Annotated in this window: 16 protein-coding genes; 10 read left to right on the forward strand and 6 right to left on the reverse strand. The window is 56.3% G+C overall.

Annotated features, from left to right (window positions below; genetic code table 11):
- On the forward strand, positions 1-256 hold a 256-nt coding region (locus tag ACIQ5B_RS01950; protein ID WP_397597546.1), incomplete at its 5' end, for an NfeD family protein.
- Between the two features lie 43 nt (positions 257-299).
- Here the strand turns inward: ACIQ5B_RS01950 and ACIQ5B_RS01955 are convergent.
- Together ACIQ5B_RS01955 and ACIQ5B_RS01960 are read right to left on the reverse strand one after the other, a co-directional pair.
- Complete coding sequence (locus tag ACIQ5B_RS01955) at positions 300-752, reverse strand: hypothetical protein (RefSeq protein WP_397597547.1); 453 nt, start codon at positions 750-752, stop codon at positions 300-302.
- A 39-nt stretch (positions 753-791) separates the two neighbouring features.
- Positions 792-2,393, reverse strand: a complete 1,602-nt coding sequence (locus ACIQ5B_RS01960) for a phosphoenolpyruvate carboxykinase (protein WP_397597548.1) — start codon at positions 2,391-2,393, stop codon at positions 792-794.
- 190 nt (positions 2,394-2,583) lie between these two features.
- Here ACIQ5B_RS01960 and ACIQ5B_RS01965 point away from each other — a divergent pair, with 190 nt between their 5' ends.
- Genes ACIQ5B_RS01965 through ACIQ5B_RS01995 form a run of 7 tightly spaced genes read left to right on the forward strand, consistent with a single transcriptional unit; the run spans position 2,584 to position 7,763 of the window.
- Positions 2,584-3,291, forward strand: coding sequence for a response regulator transcription factor (locus tag ACIQ5B_RS01965; RefSeq protein ID WP_397597549.1), 708 nt, complete (start codon positions 2,584-2,586; stop codon positions 3,289-3,291).
- Complete coding sequence (locus ACIQ5B_RS01970) at positions 3,272-4,840, forward strand: ATP-binding protein (protein ID WP_397597573.1); 1,569 nt, start codon at positions 3,272-3,274, stop codon at positions 4,838-4,840. Before ACIQ5B_RS01965 ends, ACIQ5B_RS01970 begins: the two co-directional genes overlap by 20 nt.
- Positions 4,840-5,313, forward strand: coding sequence for an HPr kinase/phosphorylase (locus ACIQ5B_RS01975; RefSeq protein ID WP_397597550.1), 474 nt, complete (start codon positions 4,840-4,842; stop codon positions 5,311-5,313). The genes ACIQ5B_RS01970 and ACIQ5B_RS01975 overlap by 1 nt, the downstream gene beginning before the upstream one ends.
- On the forward strand, positions 5,310-6,275 hold the full coding sequence (rapZ, locus tag ACIQ5B_RS01980; RefSeq protein WP_397597551.1) for an RNase adapter RapZ: 966 nt from the start codon (positions 5,310-5,312) through the stop codon (positions 6,273-6,275). Before ACIQ5B_RS01975 ends, rapZ begins: the two co-directional genes overlap by 4 nt.
- On the forward strand, positions 6,272-6,676 hold the full coding sequence (locus ACIQ5B_RS01985; protein WP_397597552.1) for a PTS sugar transporter subunit IIA: 405 nt from the start codon (positions 6,272-6,274) through the stop codon (positions 6,674-6,676). Before rapZ ends, ACIQ5B_RS01985 begins: the two co-directional genes overlap by 4 nt.
- Positions 6,673-6,951 (forward strand): HPr family phosphocarrier protein, encoded by a 279-nt coding sequence (locus ACIQ5B_RS01990; protein ID WP_395628709.1) that lies wholly within the window; start codon positions 6,673-6,675, stop codon positions 6,949-6,951. The genes ACIQ5B_RS01985 and ACIQ5B_RS01990 overlap by 4 nt, the downstream gene beginning before the upstream one ends.
- Positions 6,951-7,763, forward strand: coding sequence for a TrmH family RNA methyltransferase (locus ACIQ5B_RS01995; protein WP_397597553.1), 813 nt, complete (start codon positions 6,951-6,953; stop codon positions 7,761-7,763). The genes ACIQ5B_RS01990 and ACIQ5B_RS01995 overlap by 1 nt, the downstream gene beginning before the upstream one ends.
- Positions 7,764-7,778: 15 nt before the next feature.
- Here ACIQ5B_RS01995 and ACIQ5B_RS02000 read toward each other — a convergent pair whose 3' ends face one another.
- Genes ACIQ5B_RS02000 through ACIQ5B_RS02010 form a run of 3 tightly spaced genes read right to left on the reverse strand, consistent with a single transcriptional unit; the run spans position 7,779 to position 10,675 of the window.
- Positions 7,779-9,122 carry a DNA recombination protein RmuC gene (locus ACIQ5B_RS02000; RefSeq protein WP_397597554.1) on the reverse strand — a complete coding sequence of 448 codons (1,344 nt, stop codon included), beginning with the start codon at positions 9,120-9,122 and terminating at the stop codon, positions 7,779-7,781.
- Between the two features lie 51 nt (positions 9,123-9,173).
- Positions 9,174-9,941 (reverse strand): CDP-alcohol phosphatidyltransferase family protein, encoded by a 768-nt coding sequence (locus ACIQ5B_RS02005; protein ID WP_397597555.1) that lies wholly within the window; start codon positions 9,939-9,941, stop codon positions 9,174-9,176.
- Positions 9,941-10,675 (reverse strand): phosphatidylserine decarboxylase, encoded by a 735-nt coding sequence (locus ACIQ5B_RS02010; protein WP_397597556.1) that lies wholly within the window; start codon positions 10,673-10,675, stop codon positions 9,941-9,943. The genes ACIQ5B_RS02005 and ACIQ5B_RS02010 overlap by 1 nt, the downstream gene beginning before the upstream one ends.
- Positions 10,676-10,826: 151 nt before the next feature.
- Between ACIQ5B_RS02010 and ACIQ5B_RS02015 the strand changes: the two genes are divergently transcribed.
- Together ACIQ5B_RS02015 and ACIQ5B_RS02020 are read left to right on the forward strand one after the other, a co-directional pair.
- Complete coding sequence (locus tag ACIQ5B_RS02015; protein WP_397597574.1) at positions 10,827-12,047, forward strand: NADP-dependent isocitrate dehydrogenase; 1,221 nt, start codon at positions 10,827-10,829, stop codon at positions 12,045-12,047.
- A 100-nt stretch (positions 12,048-12,147) separates the two neighbouring features.
- Positions 12,148-13,908 carry a cation:proton antiporter gene (locus ACIQ5B_RS02020; RefSeq protein WP_397597557.1) on the forward strand — a complete coding sequence of 587 codons (1,761 nt, stop codon included), beginning with the start codon at positions 12,148-12,150 and terminating at the stop codon, positions 13,906-13,908.
- Here the strand turns inward: ACIQ5B_RS02020 and alaS are convergent.
- Positions 13,905-16,547, reverse strand: a complete 2,643-nt coding sequence (gene alaS, locus ACIQ5B_RS02025) for an alanine--tRNA ligase (RefSeq protein ID WP_397597558.1) — start codon at positions 16,545-16,547, stop codon at positions 13,905-13,907. The genes ACIQ5B_RS02020 and alaS overlap by 4 nt on opposite strands.

The following is a 16,547-nucleotide window of genomic DNA, read 5'->3' on the forward strand; positions in this document are numbered from 1 at the left end:
GTTGACGGTCTTTGCGGGCAAGAAATTTCTACGCGACAACCCCATCGAGACCGAAGATGCAAAGTTAAACGACCGTGGCGCGCGGTTGACGGGTGAAATCGTGACCGTGGTTGAAGCGATCACAAACGGCCATGGCCGCGTCAAGGTCGGCGACAGCGTCTGGTCCGCCCGCGGCGTCGATGCCGCAATAGGGTCCCGTGTGCGCGTCACAGGCGCTGACGGCGCGGTGTTGCTGGTCGAAGGCGGTCTTGACTGATCGAAGGACGCAATCGGTCCGTCTTTTCTGGGTCCAACGCGCTCTAAATCAGATCAAGGCTCACGCGGTCGGGTTCGATAAAGCCCCGCCGCGCGTGCACCGAAAACAGCCGCTCCTTTGAATAGAACCGAAGCGGCAAATCCCGGCGTCCCCGGTCGGAAAGTAATAGCGCGTTCACGGCCTCGTGCAACGGCACCTGTATCCCGACCTCGGCCAGATGCGCCTTCACGCCCGCGATATACACCTGCGTAATCGTCTCATGATAGCCTTGGGTATCGTCATTCACGCCGCCCACGGCTTCGTTATAGGCCGAAATGATGGCAGGTAGCTCTCGCTCAATCGCGATATCCGGCCGATCACGCACCAGCCAAGTACATGCCGCCAGATGCGCTTCATGCGTCCAATCCGCGCGCGGTAAGCTACGCGCAAGCAAGCCTTCGCCGATCGCGACGATTGCGGCGTCATCTTCAAATAAGCGCATAGAATATTCGGACATGATCGAACCTTCTGCGTTGTCCGATTATGTCCGGACGGGTTAAGCGACCTTTGGTGCCGATTGCCTTACACCTTCGTCGACATGATCTGCAAATTGCGCGAAGTTGTCGACGAACTGCTGAGCAAGTCCGCGTGCCGTAACATCATATTCCGCCTTGTCCGCCCAAGCTTCGCGCGGATCGAGGATTCCGCTGTCGACGCCTGGAACTGCGACGGGAAATTCAAAACCAAAATTCTGGTCCTTGCGGAATTCTGCATTGTTCAGGCTTCCGTCAAGCGCAGCGTTGAGCAAGGCCCGTGTGGCCTTGATAGGCATACGGCTGATGCCGGGCATCGTTGCTTTACCGCCCGTCCAGCCGGTATTGACCAACCAGCATTGCACCGCCCCCTTGGCAATCCGCTCTTTCAGCAAATTGCCATAGATGCTTGGGTGACGCGGCATGAATGGCGCGCCAAAGCAGGTGGAGAATGTGGCTTCAGGCTCAGTCACGCCGATTTCTGTGCCAGCGACACGTGCCGTGTAACCCGACAGGAAGTGGTACATGGCCTGATCGGGCGTCAGGCGCGCAATAGGCGGCAAAACGCCGTAAGCGTCCGCGGTCAAAAAGATGATCGTCTTGGGAACCGGGCCCATATTCTTTTCCGATGTGTTCGGAATGAACTCAATTGGGTACGAACCACGGCTGTTTTCCGCGAGGCTATTGTCGTCGAAATCCAGTTCACGTGTTTCCGGGTCGATAACGACATTTTCAAGCACCGTTCCGAAGCGCTTTGTCGTCGCAAAAATTTCCGGCTCGGCTTCTGCCGAGAGGCGAATCATTTTTGCGTAGCAGCCGCCTTCAAAGTTAAACACCGCGGTGTCCGACCAGCCATGTTCATCGTCGCCAATCAGCGTGCGGCTGGCATCTGCAGACAAAGTCGTCTTGCCGGTGCCTGAAAGGCCAAAGAATACAGCGGTGTCGCCGTCTGGGCCGATATTGGCGGAGCAATGCATGGGCATCACGCCCTTCACCGGCAACAGATAATTGAGGATGCCGAAAACCGACTTCTTCATTTCACCCGCATATGCAGTGCCACCGATCAGAATGAGCTTTTCGGTGAAGTTCACAGCGATAACAGTCTCGCTGCGGCAGCCATGGCGCGCAGGATCCGCGCGGAAGCTTGGCAAATCGATAATGGTATATTCCGGCACAAAGCTGGTCAGCTCTTCCTGCGTAGGGCGCACCAGCAAGGTGCGGATGAACAGATTGTGCCATGCAAATTCGTTGATTACGCGCACATTGACGCGGTGCTCCGGCTGCGAACCACCGAACAGGTCCGCGACGTACAATTTGTCTTTGCCACCCAGCGCGGCAATGAAATCTTCTTTCAGCGCAGCAAAATGCGCAGGGTCCATCGGGACGTTGGTTTTACCCCACCAAATGCTGTTTTCGGTTTCGGCGTCGCGCACGATAAACTTGTCTTTGGCGGAACGCCCCGTGTGCGCACCCGTCTTAACAACCAGCGGACCGTCTTTGGCCAATATGCCTTCATCATTTGCCAGCGCGGCTTCCACCAAAGGCGCGGTGCCGAGGTTGCAATGCAGCTGCGCCTTTGTGTCAAAACCTTGTTGCGAAAGCGAGATATGTAAAGGTGTCGACATTGGCTACTCCGGCAAAAGTTGCGAATCTGGGCATACGTATGCACTGTGAAGCTGGAGCCGGTATACGATGGAAGCAGCAAGGTCAAATCGGGTTCAGTAATGATCCGCATCAGGGCAGTTGCAACCCATCACATTGGCGCCAAGAGAGCAAGTGATTGAACCTAAGCCATTGCCCCCCTATAGATAGCCCATGAGTGCAACCATCGCCTTGGTCGACGACGACCGCAACATTCTGACGTCTGTGTCCATTGCTATGCAAGCCGAGGGATATGTTACCCGGATATATTCGGACGGCGAAACCGCGCTGAAGGCCATGCTGGAAAATCCCGCGGACCTTGGCATTTTCGACATTAAAATGCCGCGTATGGATGGCCTCGAATTGCTCCGGCGGTTGCGCGAAAAGAGCGCTATGCCGGTCATCTTTCTGACATCAAAAGATGAAGAGCTGGATGAAGCACTTGGCCTTGCCATGGGTGCCGACGATTATATCACCAAACCTTTTTCCCAGCGGCTACTGGTAGCGCGCGTGAAAGCCATTTTGCGCCGCGCCACTTATGATCGCGGCGTCAGCAGCGGCGACGCTGAGCCTGAGCTTGAGCCTATGGTGCGCGGCAAGCTGCAAATGGATCCTGCGCGGCATCATGTGAAATGGGATGGAAAACCGCTGACGCTAACGGTGACCGAGTTTATGATATTGGAAGCGCTTGCCAATCGGCCGGGCGTTGTGCGCACGCGCGATCAGCTGATGGACGCCGCATATCAGGATGATGTGTATGTCGACGACCGCACCATCGACAGCCATATCAAAAGGCTGCGGCGCAAGTTTCGCGAAGTAGACCCGGACTTTGCGGCGATAGATACGCTTTACGGTGCAGGATATCGCTTTGCAGACAGCTGAGCCCGCTGATCTTCAGCTGGGATGGAGCCGGGGGCTTTCGCTCACCGCCCGCATCCTTGCTGTAAATCTCTTCGTCTTGGCGCTGCTGGGCGCAGGGCTGTTTTTCCTCGACAGCTACCGTGTGCGGCTGATTGCCGAACGCGAAGACGCTGCGCGGCTGCAAGCGACATTCCTCGCGGAAAGCCTGTCTTTGGTCGCACCCGAAAAGCGCGCCGCGTATATTTATGAATTTGGCCAAAAGCATCAATCGCGGATTCGTGTATATGCGCAAAATGGCGAAAAAATCTTGGACAGCTTCGCCGGCCGTCCGCCGACATATGTCTTCCGCGATCCTGACAAGGAACCGATACGCAAAGTCATCGCGCGCGGTATTGATAAGATGTTCGATTTTCTGGTGGGTGCCGCGGTGTTACAACCATTTGCGGAACCGCGCGTCGATACGGCCGATGCTTGGCAACATGTACTAAAGCCTAAGTCAGCAGACGCAGCGTCGACGGTCGCTTTCGCCCCTGACCTCACACATGTTATCAGCGCCGGTTCGCGGTCGCGCGATGGCCGCTTTGCTGTTCTGACAACATCCAATGAACGCGATATTCGCTTATTTGTGCGGGCTGAGCGGTTCAATGTCGGGATGTTTTTTGCCATCGCGCTTGGCATTGGCATAATGCTCTCCATATTTCTCGGGCGAACCATCGTTCGTCCGCTTCGGCACCTGTCGCGCGCGGCGGTCAAGGTGCGGCTTGGCCGCGCTCAGGAGGTCACCGTTCCGCGCCTGCCCTCACGCCGTGATGAAATCGGCATGCTTGCACGCGCACTGTCCGACATGAGCATTGCCCTTCGGCAACGTATTGACGCGACCGAAGCATTTGCGGCGGATGTCGCGCACGAGATTAAAAACCCGCTAGCTTCCTTGCGGTCGGCACTGGACGGTGCAGAGCGCATTCAAGACCCGGCGCTGCGTAAACAGCTTATGGATGTCGCAAAAGCCGATGTTCAGCGGATGGACCGTTTGATTAGCGATATTTCAGACGCCAGCCGCGTGGACTCCCAACTGGCCAAGGCAAAGTTCGAACCTATCGACTTGGGCGACATGATTGAACAATTGCTGCAGGCGCGCGAAGACCGTGGCAGCGACAAGGATGTAAATATCGCCTTCGCACGGCCACGGCGGACAATCGCCACGGTCATGGGTGAAGATGTGCGCCTTGAACGCATGCTGACCAATCTCATCGACAACGCAGTGTCCTTTTCGCCACCGGGCGCAGTCGTTGAAATATCAGCTACGCTGGCCGACGAAGAAGTGATTATTCGCATCAGCGATGAAGGCCCCGGCGTTCCACCGCAGGAACGAGAAGCCATCTTCCGCCGGTTCCACAGTGAGCGCCCGCCAACCGAGAATTTCGGCAAACATAGCGGGCTGGGGTTGGCCATCGCGCGCACGATTGTTGAGGGCCACCATGGCCGCATCAATGTGCGCGACCGGGTTGATGGCAAAGGCGGGGCCTGTTTTGAAATCGCCCTTCCCTGCGCAGCGGTGGCGACCCGCTAATGCCACAGATGATCCATGGCACCGCGATATCGATCGGTGGCCATGCTGTGCTGATTATGGGCGAATCAGGTAGCGGCAAATCCGATCTCGCGCTCCGGCTGATCGATCGCGGCGCTATTTTGATCAGCGATGATGTCGTCTTTTTGGAAATCCGTGACAACGCTCCAATGCTCACTGTCGCCCCCAATATCGCCGGAAAGATTGAGGTGCGCGGCGTCGGCATTTCTAACGTCGATTTCATAGCGTCTGCGCCGCTTCGCCTGATAGTGGAGTTCGTAGATGCACCAGACAGATTACCTAAAGACATTGCGCGCACCAACATTGGTGATTACGTCGTTCCCGTGTCCAGGCTAAATCCATTTGAACAAAGCAGCGCGATCAAGGTCGAATATGCGTTGCGGGCAGTTCTCGATAGCGGCGCCTTGCCCGAATTTACATCCGCCGTTTCTTCAAAAGAAGGCTTGCCATCGTGAACACCAAAACAGCCTCTGCTCCGCAAACAATATTGATTGTGACGGGTGTTTCTGGCGCTGGGAAAACCACCGTTTTGAAGGCGCTTGAAGATTTAGGTTGGGAAGCCGTCGACAATTTCCCGATCCGCCTTGCCGGCCAGTTGCTTGAAATACCCGTGACCGGTCGTCAGGCTAGCCCCGATATCCCCATAGCCCTTGGCTTTGACAGCCGAACGCGCGGCTTTGACGCCGAAACGCTTATTCAACAGATCAAACAGCTGCAGAACCAGCCCAACCTGACTATCAGAACGCTATTTCTCGACTGTGCAGGCGTTGAAATTGAACGCCGTTACGCAGAGACGCGTCGCCGTCACCCCGCCGCACCTGACCGCCCGGCCATGGACGGCATCGCGATTGAACGCGCGTTGATGGATCCATTTCGTCAGTGGGCGGAAACGGTCATCGATACCAGCAAGCTGTCTGCACATGACCTGCGACAGGCAATCCGCGAGCAATATAACAACGAAGCATCGCCACATTCCGTCATTACCATAACCAGCTTTGGCTATTCGCGCGGCATTCCCCACAATGCCGATCTGGTTTTTGACTTGCGGTTCCTGCGCAATCCGCATTGGGACAATATACTTCGGCCGCTTACCGGGCTGGATGAAGGTGTATCGCATTATGTCGAAGCTGACCCGGCATATGATGCGGCGATGGAAAAGATACGCGACCTTCTCCGCTATCTTTTGCCGCTCTATGACGCGCAAGGTAAGGCCTATGTAAACATTGCCTTTGGCTGCACCGGCGGGCGTCACAGGTCCGTCCATGTTGCCGAACAATTCGGGCGTTGGTTACGTGAAGATGGCTTTGACCCCGCGGTTAGCCATCGCAACCTGACATCAAGACCGATTGACGCAATTGAAGAGCCTGCTAACGGCGCAAATAAGAATAGCGCTCCACAGGGTAACGACATCACATGATCGGTTTGATTTTAGTCACACATGGCAAGCTTGCGGACGAATTTCTCGTCGCGCTCGAGCATGTTGTTGGCCCCCAAAAAGACATCGCCACCATTTGCATTGGTCCGCATGATGACATGGAGGCCCGCCGCAATGAAATAGCTGCGGCCATTAAACAGGTTGATTCAGGCAAAGGCGCGATCATTCTGTCCGATCTTTTTGGCGGAACGCCCTCCAATCTGGCCATATCGCTGCTGGAAACTGGCCGGGTCGAAGTCATCGCTGGCGTAAACCTGCCCATGCTGATCCGTCTCGACAGCGCCCGCAAAAACCTGGATGTAAAAGAGGCTGTCGCCGCTGCACGTGAAGCGGGCCGGAAATATATCAGCGTGGCGTCCGAAGTGCTTGAGGCATCAAAATGACCCGCCTCAGCCGGTCAGCAACAATCGTGAATGTGAAAGGGCTGCATGCCCGCGCCAGTGCAAAATTTGTCACCTTTGTCAGCCGGTTGCCCGAAGGCATTAAAGTTGAAGTTGAAAAAGATGGGCAGATCGTCACCGGCACATCCATCATGGGCCTAATGATGCTCGGCGCGGCAAAGGGCAGTGAAATCACCATTCACGTCGAAGGCGATCAGGCGGAGCCCGCCATTGAAAAGCTCATCGGGCTGGTTGTTGACGGCTTTGGCGAAGACTGATGCGCCGTGAGATTACCGGATTTTCCAATCCCCTTCTGAAGGAAATCCGCGGACTGCGCGAAAAGAAATTGCGGAAACGTGCCGGGCTATTTCTTGCCGAGGGCCTCCGCATCATGACGGAAGCGCGCGAAGCGGGTTTCCTCCCCGAAATGCTGTTCCGGGTCAAAGACCGGCCCGTTCACGCGCTGGAAATCGCGCTTGAAGAGGAGGTGCTACGCAACGGCGGGGACGTCATTGAAACCAGCGCCGAAATCATGGCAAAACTGTCCGGCAAAGATAACGCACAGGCGGTCGTCGGTGTTTATCGTGACCATATTACCGCGCTTGCCGATATAGAGCGCGCGACCGCGCCGATCTGGCTCGTCGCGCAAGCCATGCGCGACCCGGGCAATTTGGGGACAATGTTGCGAACCGGCGATGCTGTCGGCGCCGGCGGGCTTATCCTCATTGATGACTGCACGGACCCTTTTTCGGTTGAGGCTGTCCGAGCGAGCATGGGCGCGATTTTCACGCAAAAGATCGTTCAGTGCCGATGGGACGAGTTTATCACTTGGTTACGCGCGGGCGATGGTCAGCTGGTTGGAACGAGCCTGCAAACCGACACAGATTATCAGGCTGCGCACTACAATAGCCCGTGTTTCATCCTCACAGGCAACGAAGCGCAGGGTCTGCCCGACGATTATGAAGGTCAGTGCGACCTGCTCGTCAAAATGCCGATGCAGGGCAAGGCAGACAGCTTAAACGCCGCGGTGGCCACAGCGGTCATGGCGTATGAAGTGCTGAACCAGTTTCGCCGTCCAACGCGCGGCTGAGGCCCGCCAGAGCTATTACTCCGCCGCTTCGCGTCCGTCGGCAATTTGCGCGTTGCCATCATCAGAACCATAACGCGGCAGCGCCTCAACCGACGGGATATCTTCCAATTCGCGCTTGCCGGTTTCGATATTGAGATCGGCAAATTTCCGACCCGTCGACATGACATTACGTTCAAAACTGCCCACGAATTTATTGTAATTATTCACCGCCGAGGACAGGCCACTGCCCACCGATTTCAGATGCTGCGCGGCCACGGCAATGCGGTCATACATTTCCTTGCCAAGCGCGCCGATTTGCTTGGCTTCGCGCGCAAGGCCCTCTTGCCGCCACACGCTGGCAACCGTCCGCGCAATCGCAACCAGATTGGTCGGCGTCGCCAATAACACCTTCTTATCAAAGGCGAAGTCCCACAATTGCGGTTCATGTTCGAGCGCAGCCGCCAGAAAATGTTCGCCCGGGACAAACATAATCACATAATCAGGCGCGTCCTCAAACTGGTCCCAATAGGCTTTGCGCGAAAGACCATCGATATGGTTCTTCATCGACTGTGTGTGCCGCGTCATGGCGACTGCGCGGACGTCGTCATCCACGGAGGCAAAAGCGTCTTGATAATCGTTCAAAGACACCTTGGCGTCGATAACCAACGTCCGCCCGCCAGGGACATGAATGATCGCGTCAGGCCGCAAGCGAAGGCCATCACCGGTATCAATGCTGGTTTCCAGGTCAAAATCGACATGTTCCGATAAGCCGCAGCTTTCCAAAACATTCTTCAACTGCTGCTCGCCCCAGCGGCCCCGCGCCTTTGGCGCATTGCGCAAAGAGTTCATCAGGCCAGAGGCAACGTTCGACACACGTTCCTGCCCAAGCCGCATTTCGCCAATAAGGCCCTTCAGATCGCCATATGCTTCGGTGCGGTCTTTCTCGATTTTGCCGACTTGCTCTTCATAGGCTTTCAGCTTTTCGCCAACGGGTCCCAATAGCTGCTTCAAGCGCTCTTCGTTCTTCTCACCGGCCTGATGAAAACGTTCATCGGCGCGTTGAAGAAAGGCCGCTTGCGCTTCGCCCAGCAGTTTTTGGCCAATCTCGCCAAACTGCGCCGACAAGGTTTCTTTGGCCTGAGCCAGCGCAGCGATCTGTTCTTCAAAGCCGCGTTCACGCTCTTCCAGGCTGGTTTCCAGACGCGCTAGACGGTCCTTTGCACTGTCCCGCTCAACCACGACCTGATCGAGCATAGACCGCAGTTGCACGGTGGTCTCCTGCCCTGCCCGGCTTTCACGCCCGCCGGCAAACCAGCCGAGCACGAGCCCGACCAGCAAAGTAAGCACAACAATGACGATGACGACTAACGGCTCCAACACAGCACTCCAAATATAGAACGAATGCGGAACATAGCCTATGGCAGGCTTAGGTCAAGCGGCTTCGGATTGCACCCGCCGTGCCTTTTTTACGCGCGCATAGCTTATGGCGCTAAACGGCAGCAGCGCTGCATAAACTATTGTCGCACCGATCATCGCAACCCAAGGGGCAGCAACCAAGGTCGCGGTAAACAAACCAACAGTGGCGAGTGCCATAAAGCGAAGGCTACGACGGACCTTGATCGACGACCAGCTGTAGGTGGCGACGTTGGAAACCATCAAGACCGCACACAGGAGCAACCATGGCCCAAGAAAGCGATAGTCACGCACCCATTCTGCACCGGTTTCGAACCAAATCATCATCGGCAGCAAGGCCAACGCTGCACCCGGCGGCGATGGAACGCCGGTGTTGAATCCCGCCATTTTATGCGGCTGGTTTTCGGTATCGATGCGGGCATTGAAGCGCGCAAGCCGCAACGCAGCGCACAACACGAAGAATACAGAGATGGTCCAGCCAAAGCGCGGCATATCCTGCAGCACCCACATGTACATGACCAAAGCCGGGGTCGCACCGAAAGCGATCACATCGGACAGCGAATCCAGTTCCGCACCAAAGCGGCTTTCGCCTTTCAACATACGGGCGATGCGGCCATCCATGACGTCAAGCACACCTGCGATAACCATCGCGGCAACGGCATTTTCCCAGCGGCCCTGCATCGCAAACCATGCCCCCGAGAGGCCAGTGCACAAAGCAAGCGCGGTGATCGCATTTGGTGCGAGCGCCCGTAACGGAATGCCGGGGCGGGAGGAAAAATCGTTCATTAGTGTGCGACGGCAATCAAATCTTGGTCAACACCCAAGTCGGCGATGACCGTTTCGCCAGCAACGCAACGCTGCCCCTTAATGACGCGCGACGATGTTCCATGCGGTAGATATACATCCACGCGGCTGCCAAATCGGATAAGGCCAATGCGTTGGCCATTGGCAACGCTGTCGCCTTCTTTCACAAAAGCGACGATACGACGGGCGACAAGACCAGCGATCTGGGTAAAGCCGATACGCACGCCGTCACTGCGTTCCACGAGGAAATGCTGACGTTCATTTTCTTCGCTCGCTTTATCCAGGTCAGCGTTCAAAAACTTACCGGCGATATACACCACGCGTTTAATCGTGCCCCGGATCGGCGTCCGGTTAATGTGGACGTCAAACACGCTCATAAAGATGGAAACCCGGGTCATTGGTTCATCACCAAGCCCGTCTGGTCCCCGCAGTTCTGCCGGCGGCAGAACTTGCTCAATCAAGGTGACAAGGCCATCTGCTGGCGAAACCACAAAGCGGTCGTCTATGGGTGTTGCACGGACTGGATCGCGAAAGAAAGCGAGTGTCCATATGGTCACTGCGCCCATGGGCCATGCGAGCGTCTCCCATGCCATAAATGCAAAAAACAGGGTGATACCCGCTGCGATCAGGCCAAATTTACGGCCTTCGGGGTGAACAGGCGGAAACGACCATTTCGCGACCCCGCTGCCCCGGTTTGTCAATTCTTGTCTACTCATAGACTTTAGCTAGGGGATGACAGTGCATCTTACAACCTTTGATGCCGTTTCCGGCAATTTCCGACAATTGCGCTAGCCAGTTGAACATATGGCAGACTTTGCTATGGCACCCGTCAATATCAAATCTCCCCAACGGAAAGAGCTTTCTGACATGGCAAAAATTAAGGTCAAAAATCCGGTTGTAGAACTCGATGGCGACGAAATGACTCGCATCATCTGGGAATGGATCAGGGAACGTCTCATCCTGCCATATCTCGATATTGACCTGAAATATTATGACCTTGGCATGGAATATCGCGACAAGACCAATGACAAGGTCACTGTTGATTCCGCCAACGCAATTCGCGAATTCGGTGTCGGCGTAAAATGCGCGACCATCACACCCGATGAAGCGCGCGTAGAAGAGTTCGGCCTGCAGAAAATGTGGAAGTCGCCAAACGGCACCATCCGCAACATTTTGGGCGGCGTTGTTTTTCGTGAACCGATTGTCATCGAAAATGTCCCGCGCCTCATTCCGGGCTGGACTGACCCTATCGTGATCGGCCGCCATGCATTTGGTGACCAGTATCGCGCTACCGATTTCCTCGTTCCCGGACCCGGCACATTGCGCCTTGTCTGGGACGGCGACGATGGCCGGACGATTGACGAGGAAGTTTTCCGTTATCCATCACCGGGCGTTGCCCTTGCGATGTACAATCTCGACGACTCGATTCGTGATTTTGCCCGCGCGTCACTGAACTATGGTGTCACTCGCGAATGGCCCGTGTATCTGTCGACCAAGAACACCATCCTGAAATATTATGATGGCCGCTTTAAGGACCTGTTCCAAGAAGTATACGAAACCGAATTTGCCGAAAAGTTCAAAGAACTCGGCATTGTGTACGAGCATCGCTTGATCGATGACATGGTCGCGTCCGCGCTGAAGTGGTCGGGCAAGTTCATCTGGGCGTGCAAAAACTATGATGGTGATGTGCAGTCCGACCAAGTCGCACAAGGATTTGGTTCGCTTGGATTGATGACGTCGATTTTGATGACACCAGATGGCAAGACCGTTGAGGCGGAAGCCGCACATGGTACTGTAACGCGCCATTTCCGCCAGCATCAGCAAGGTAAAGCAACATCGACCAACCCGATTGCGTCGATTTTTGCATGGACCGGCGGCCTGAAGTTCCGTGGCAAGTTTGACGAAACGCCTGAAGTGACTCGCTTTGCAGAAACGCTTGAAGAAGTGTGCATCCAGACTGTTGAAGACGGCCACATGACAAAGGATCTCGCGATACTCATTGGTCCAGACCAGGCATGGATGACGACCGAGCAGTTCTTTGAACAGGTTCGCGCCAACCTCGAAGCTAAAATGGGCAGCTGGCAGTAACAGCAAACTCATAAGTACAACAAAGCGCGGAGGGCAACCTCCGCGCTTTTTTATTGTCCTGTCCTTCCCTTTTCATGCTGCATTGGCGTACAAGGTGCACATGGCAGGCGAACTACACGGCGAAAGCATCAGCGATCTGCTCGTCATTCTGGGCGCGGCGGGCATCGTCATCCCGGCGTTTGCCCGTTTTCGCATCACGCCTATTATCGGTTTCATCTTGGTGGGGATACTCGTCGGCCCCATGGGCCTTGGTACTTTGGTGGAACGCTATCCATTGCTGGAATGGGTCACCATCACCAATCCCGAGGCCATTGGACCCATTGGCGAATATGGCATTATCTTATTGCTGTTCACGATAGGGCTTGAACTGTCCTTTCGGCGATTGTGGAAGATGCGGCGTCTGGTTTTTGGCGTGGGCGCAGCGCAATTGTTTGGTGCGGGGCTCATCATTGCTGCGGGGCTTTTGCTATTTGGCTATAACCTGACGGCTGCGATTGGCATCGGCATTGCGCTGGCGCTTTCATCGACTGCGCTGGTGCTGCCCATATCGGGCACGCATTCTGCCGTTGGCAAATCAGCCCTTGGGATGTTGCTGTTCGAAGATCTTGCGATCGTCCCGATCATCTTCGTCTTGGGCGCGTTGGCACCACAAGCGGGTTCGGATTCGTGGGAGGGCATGGTTACTGTGCTCTGGCAGGGCACATTGGTAATCGTCGGCATGCTTGTACTTGGCCGCTTCTTCCTGCCCCGCCTGTTCGGGCAAGCAGCGCGGACCAAAAGCCCCGAGCTATTTGTGTCGGTCAGCCTGCTGGTCGTGATCGTGGCAAGTCTCGCGACCGGTGCGGTTGGCCTTTCGCCCATTGTTGGTGCAATGATCGCCGGCTTGTTAATCGCCGAAACGGACTACCATACCGAAGTCGCCGTCATGACCGCGCCGTTTAAGGGGCTGGCGCTGGGTGTGTTTCTGATCAGCATCGGCATGCAAGTTGATCTGCGCTTTGTCGCGGCCAATTGGGCGGCGCTGGTTGGCGCGGTGGCCAGCGTCGTTCTGATAAAGGCGGCGGTTACCGCAGGCCTGCTGAAATTGAACGGCGCACGCACGGGGACCGCCACTGAGACAGGCGTTCTTATGGGAAGCCCATCCGAAACCACCCTTATTGTGCTGGGTGCAGCTGGCGCGGCGCAGATTATTGACGCCGCAACCATCAATTTCTGGCAAGTCGCAACCGCGATTGGCTTAACCATCACGCCGATATTGGCGCGCATCGGCCACGACATGGCACGCCGCATTGAGCTGCGCGAGACCGACGACGAGATATATGACCAAGACCCGGCGCAAGAACCGCGCACGGTCGTTATCGGCTTTGGCCGGGTCGGTCATTTGGTGGCCGACATGCTGACGACGCATGGGCAGCCTTATGTTGCAGTTGAATCCAATGTGGATGTCGTCACCGCGGCGCGGCGCGATGGCTATAAAGTTATCTTTGGCGACATCTCACGGCCCGAAACATTGGACAAGCTGAGCCTTGGCCACGCAAAGGCGATTATTCTGACCATGGACCAACCGGTGCTGGCCGAACATATCGTCAAGCGCGTCCGCCAGTGGTTGCCGGATATTACCATCGTTGCGCGCGCCCGCGATGCAGACCATGCCGCACGCCTGTATCAGGCCGGGGCAACCGACGCCGTTCCCGAAACGCTGGAAAGCTCGCTTCAGCTATCGGAAGCGGTGCTTGTCGATCTCGGCGTCGCCATGGGCCCCGTGATCGCGTCTATTCACGAAAAGCGCGACGAATTCCGGCGGCAGATCAAAGAAGCCGGCGGCCTCGACGAGGCCCCCAAGCTCAAGCTTACATCTTAACCGGCAATCTTTGCTTTAATGGCATCCAATGCCGCCTGCGCCAGTTCAGCGCCAGCTGGGCCGCCGCCTTGTGCCATATCGGGACGTCCACCGCCACCTTGCGCGCCCATCGCCTCGGTCGCGGCGCGAACAAGGTCTGGAGCGGTCAGCGTGGCGTGGAGCGCGGGTGAGACGGCGACAACGACGGTATTGCTGTTCTCGTTCGCCGCAATGATGGCGACGATGCCGCTGCCAATGGCCTTCATCTGGTCATCGGCCAAACCGCGCAGGGCCTTTGGCTCGATACCATTGATGACCTGCCCCATGAATGTGACATCACCGATTGTTTCAGCTTCAGCCTTGGGGCCGCTGCCACCGGACAATGCGAGCGCGGTTTTGGCTTCGGAGAGTTCTTTCTCCATCCGCTTGCGTTCGCTCATCAATGTCTCAATACGCGCGCCGACTTCATCAGGCGCGGTTTTCAGCATCGCGGCTACATTCTTCAACTGTGTTTCGCGGCCAACGAGCCAGAGGCGTGCGGCCTCTCCGGTCAATGCCTCAATCCGGCGTATACCGCTGGCGACGGCGCCTTCAGAAATGATCGCAAACAACGCAATGTCACCCAATGCGTTGACATGCGTGCCACCGCACAGTTCGAGCGAATAATGTGTGTCCTCGGTCTTGCCCATCGTCAGCACCCGGACTTCCTCGCCATATTTCTCGCCAAACAAAGCAAGCGCGCCAGCAGCGACCGCATCATCGGGGGTCATCAAACGCGTGGTTACGGGCTGGTTACCGCGAATTTGTGCGTTCACATCGGCTTCAATCATCGCAATTTCATCAGCCGTCACCGCCTGATTATGCGAAAAGTCGAACCGCAGACGATCCGGTGCAACAAGGCTGCCCTTTTGCGTCACATGACTGCCCAGTCGTTCACGCAAGGATGCGTGCAGCAAATGGGTTGCGCTATGGTTGGCGCGCAGGGTGTCGCGGCGGGCGGTATCAATTTTCAAGGTGACAAAGTCGCCGACCTTGATCTCGCCCGTTCCAATCGTGACCTGATGCGCATGCAAACGTCCAAGCGGCTTTGCCGTGTCAGTGACGTCACCGCGCATGTTGGCGCTTGAGATAACGCCAGCGTCGCCCATCTGGCCGCCGCTTTCGCCGTAAAATGGCGTCTGGTTGGTGATGACGGTCACGGTGTCGTTTGCAGCCGCAGACTGCACTTCAACACCATCACGGACGAGGGCAACGACCTGCCCCTCGCCTTCATTGGCTGCGTATCCTGTAAACTCTGTCGAACCAACGCGTTCGGCGATGTCGAACCAGACGTCGTCCGATGCCTTGGCCCCAGAACCCTTCCATGCCGCACGTGCCATAGCCTTTTGATTGTTCATGGCGGTTTCAAAACCGGCCTGATCAATGCCCAAGCCCTGCGCACGCAATGCATCTTCGGTCAGGTCATATGGAAAGCCATATGTGTCATACAGTTTGAACGCGGTATCGCCGGCAAGGATATCGCCAGGCTGCATCCCCGTGGTCGCTTCATCCAGCAGCTTGATGCCCTTGTCCAGCGTGCGGCGGAACTGGGTTTCTTCCTGCTTCAACGTTGCTTCAATCATCGGTTGCGCACGCAGCAATTCGGGATAAGCCGCGCCCATTTCCGCGGCAAGGCTGCCCACCAAACGGTGCATCAACGGCTCTTTCGCGCCAAGGATGTGCGCATGGCGCATGGCGCGGCGCATAATACGACGCAGAACATAACCGCGACCTTCATTCGACGGCATGACACCATCGGCCAAAAGGAAGCTGGTCGAACGCAAATGGTCGGCAATCACGCGGTGGCTGGCCATTTGGTCGCCCTGCGCCTTGGTACCGGTCAGCTCTTCCGACGCATTGATCAGCGCCTTGAACGTGTCGGTGTCGTAATTGTCGTGCACGCCCTGCATGACAGCAGCGATGCGCTCAAGACCCATGCCGGTATCGATCGACGGCTTTGGCAACGGCACATCGGTGCCATCATCCTGCCGCTCGAACTGCATGAACACCAGGTTCCAGATTTCGACAAAACGGTCGCCATCTTCATCCGGGCTTCCGGGAGGGCCACCAAAAATATGGTCGCCATGGTCATAAAAAATTTCGCTGCACGGACCGCATGGCCCCGTGTCACCCATCGACCAGAAATTATCGTTCGTCGCGATACGGATGATACGCTCTTCAGGAAGGCCCGCAATCTTGCGCCACAGGTCGAACGCCTCGTCATCGGTGTGATAAACCGTGGTCGTGAGGCGCGATGGATCAAGCCCCCATTCCTTGGTCAGCAATGTCCACGCATGGGTAATTGCCTGCTCTTTGAAATAATCGCCGAACGAGAAGTTCCCGAGCATTTCAAAGAAAGTATGGTGGCGCGCCGTATAGCCGACATTGTCCAGATCATTATGCTTGCCGCCCGCCCGCACGCATTTCTGGCTTGAAGCTGCACGCGGCGTTTCGCGGCTTTCAAGGCCCGTAAATACGTTTTTGAACGGTACCATGCCGGCATTGACGAACATCAATGTCGGGTCATTGTACGGCACGAGTGGCGCGGACGAGACTATGTCGTGCTGAGCAGCACCGAAATAATCAAGGAACCCGCGGCGAATATCATTGGTCGATGTCAT

The organism is Sphingorhabdus sp. (assembly GCF_044374345.1).
GTDB lineage: Bacteria > Pseudomonadota > Alphaproteobacteria > Sphingomonadales > Sphingomonadaceae > Sphingorhabdus_B.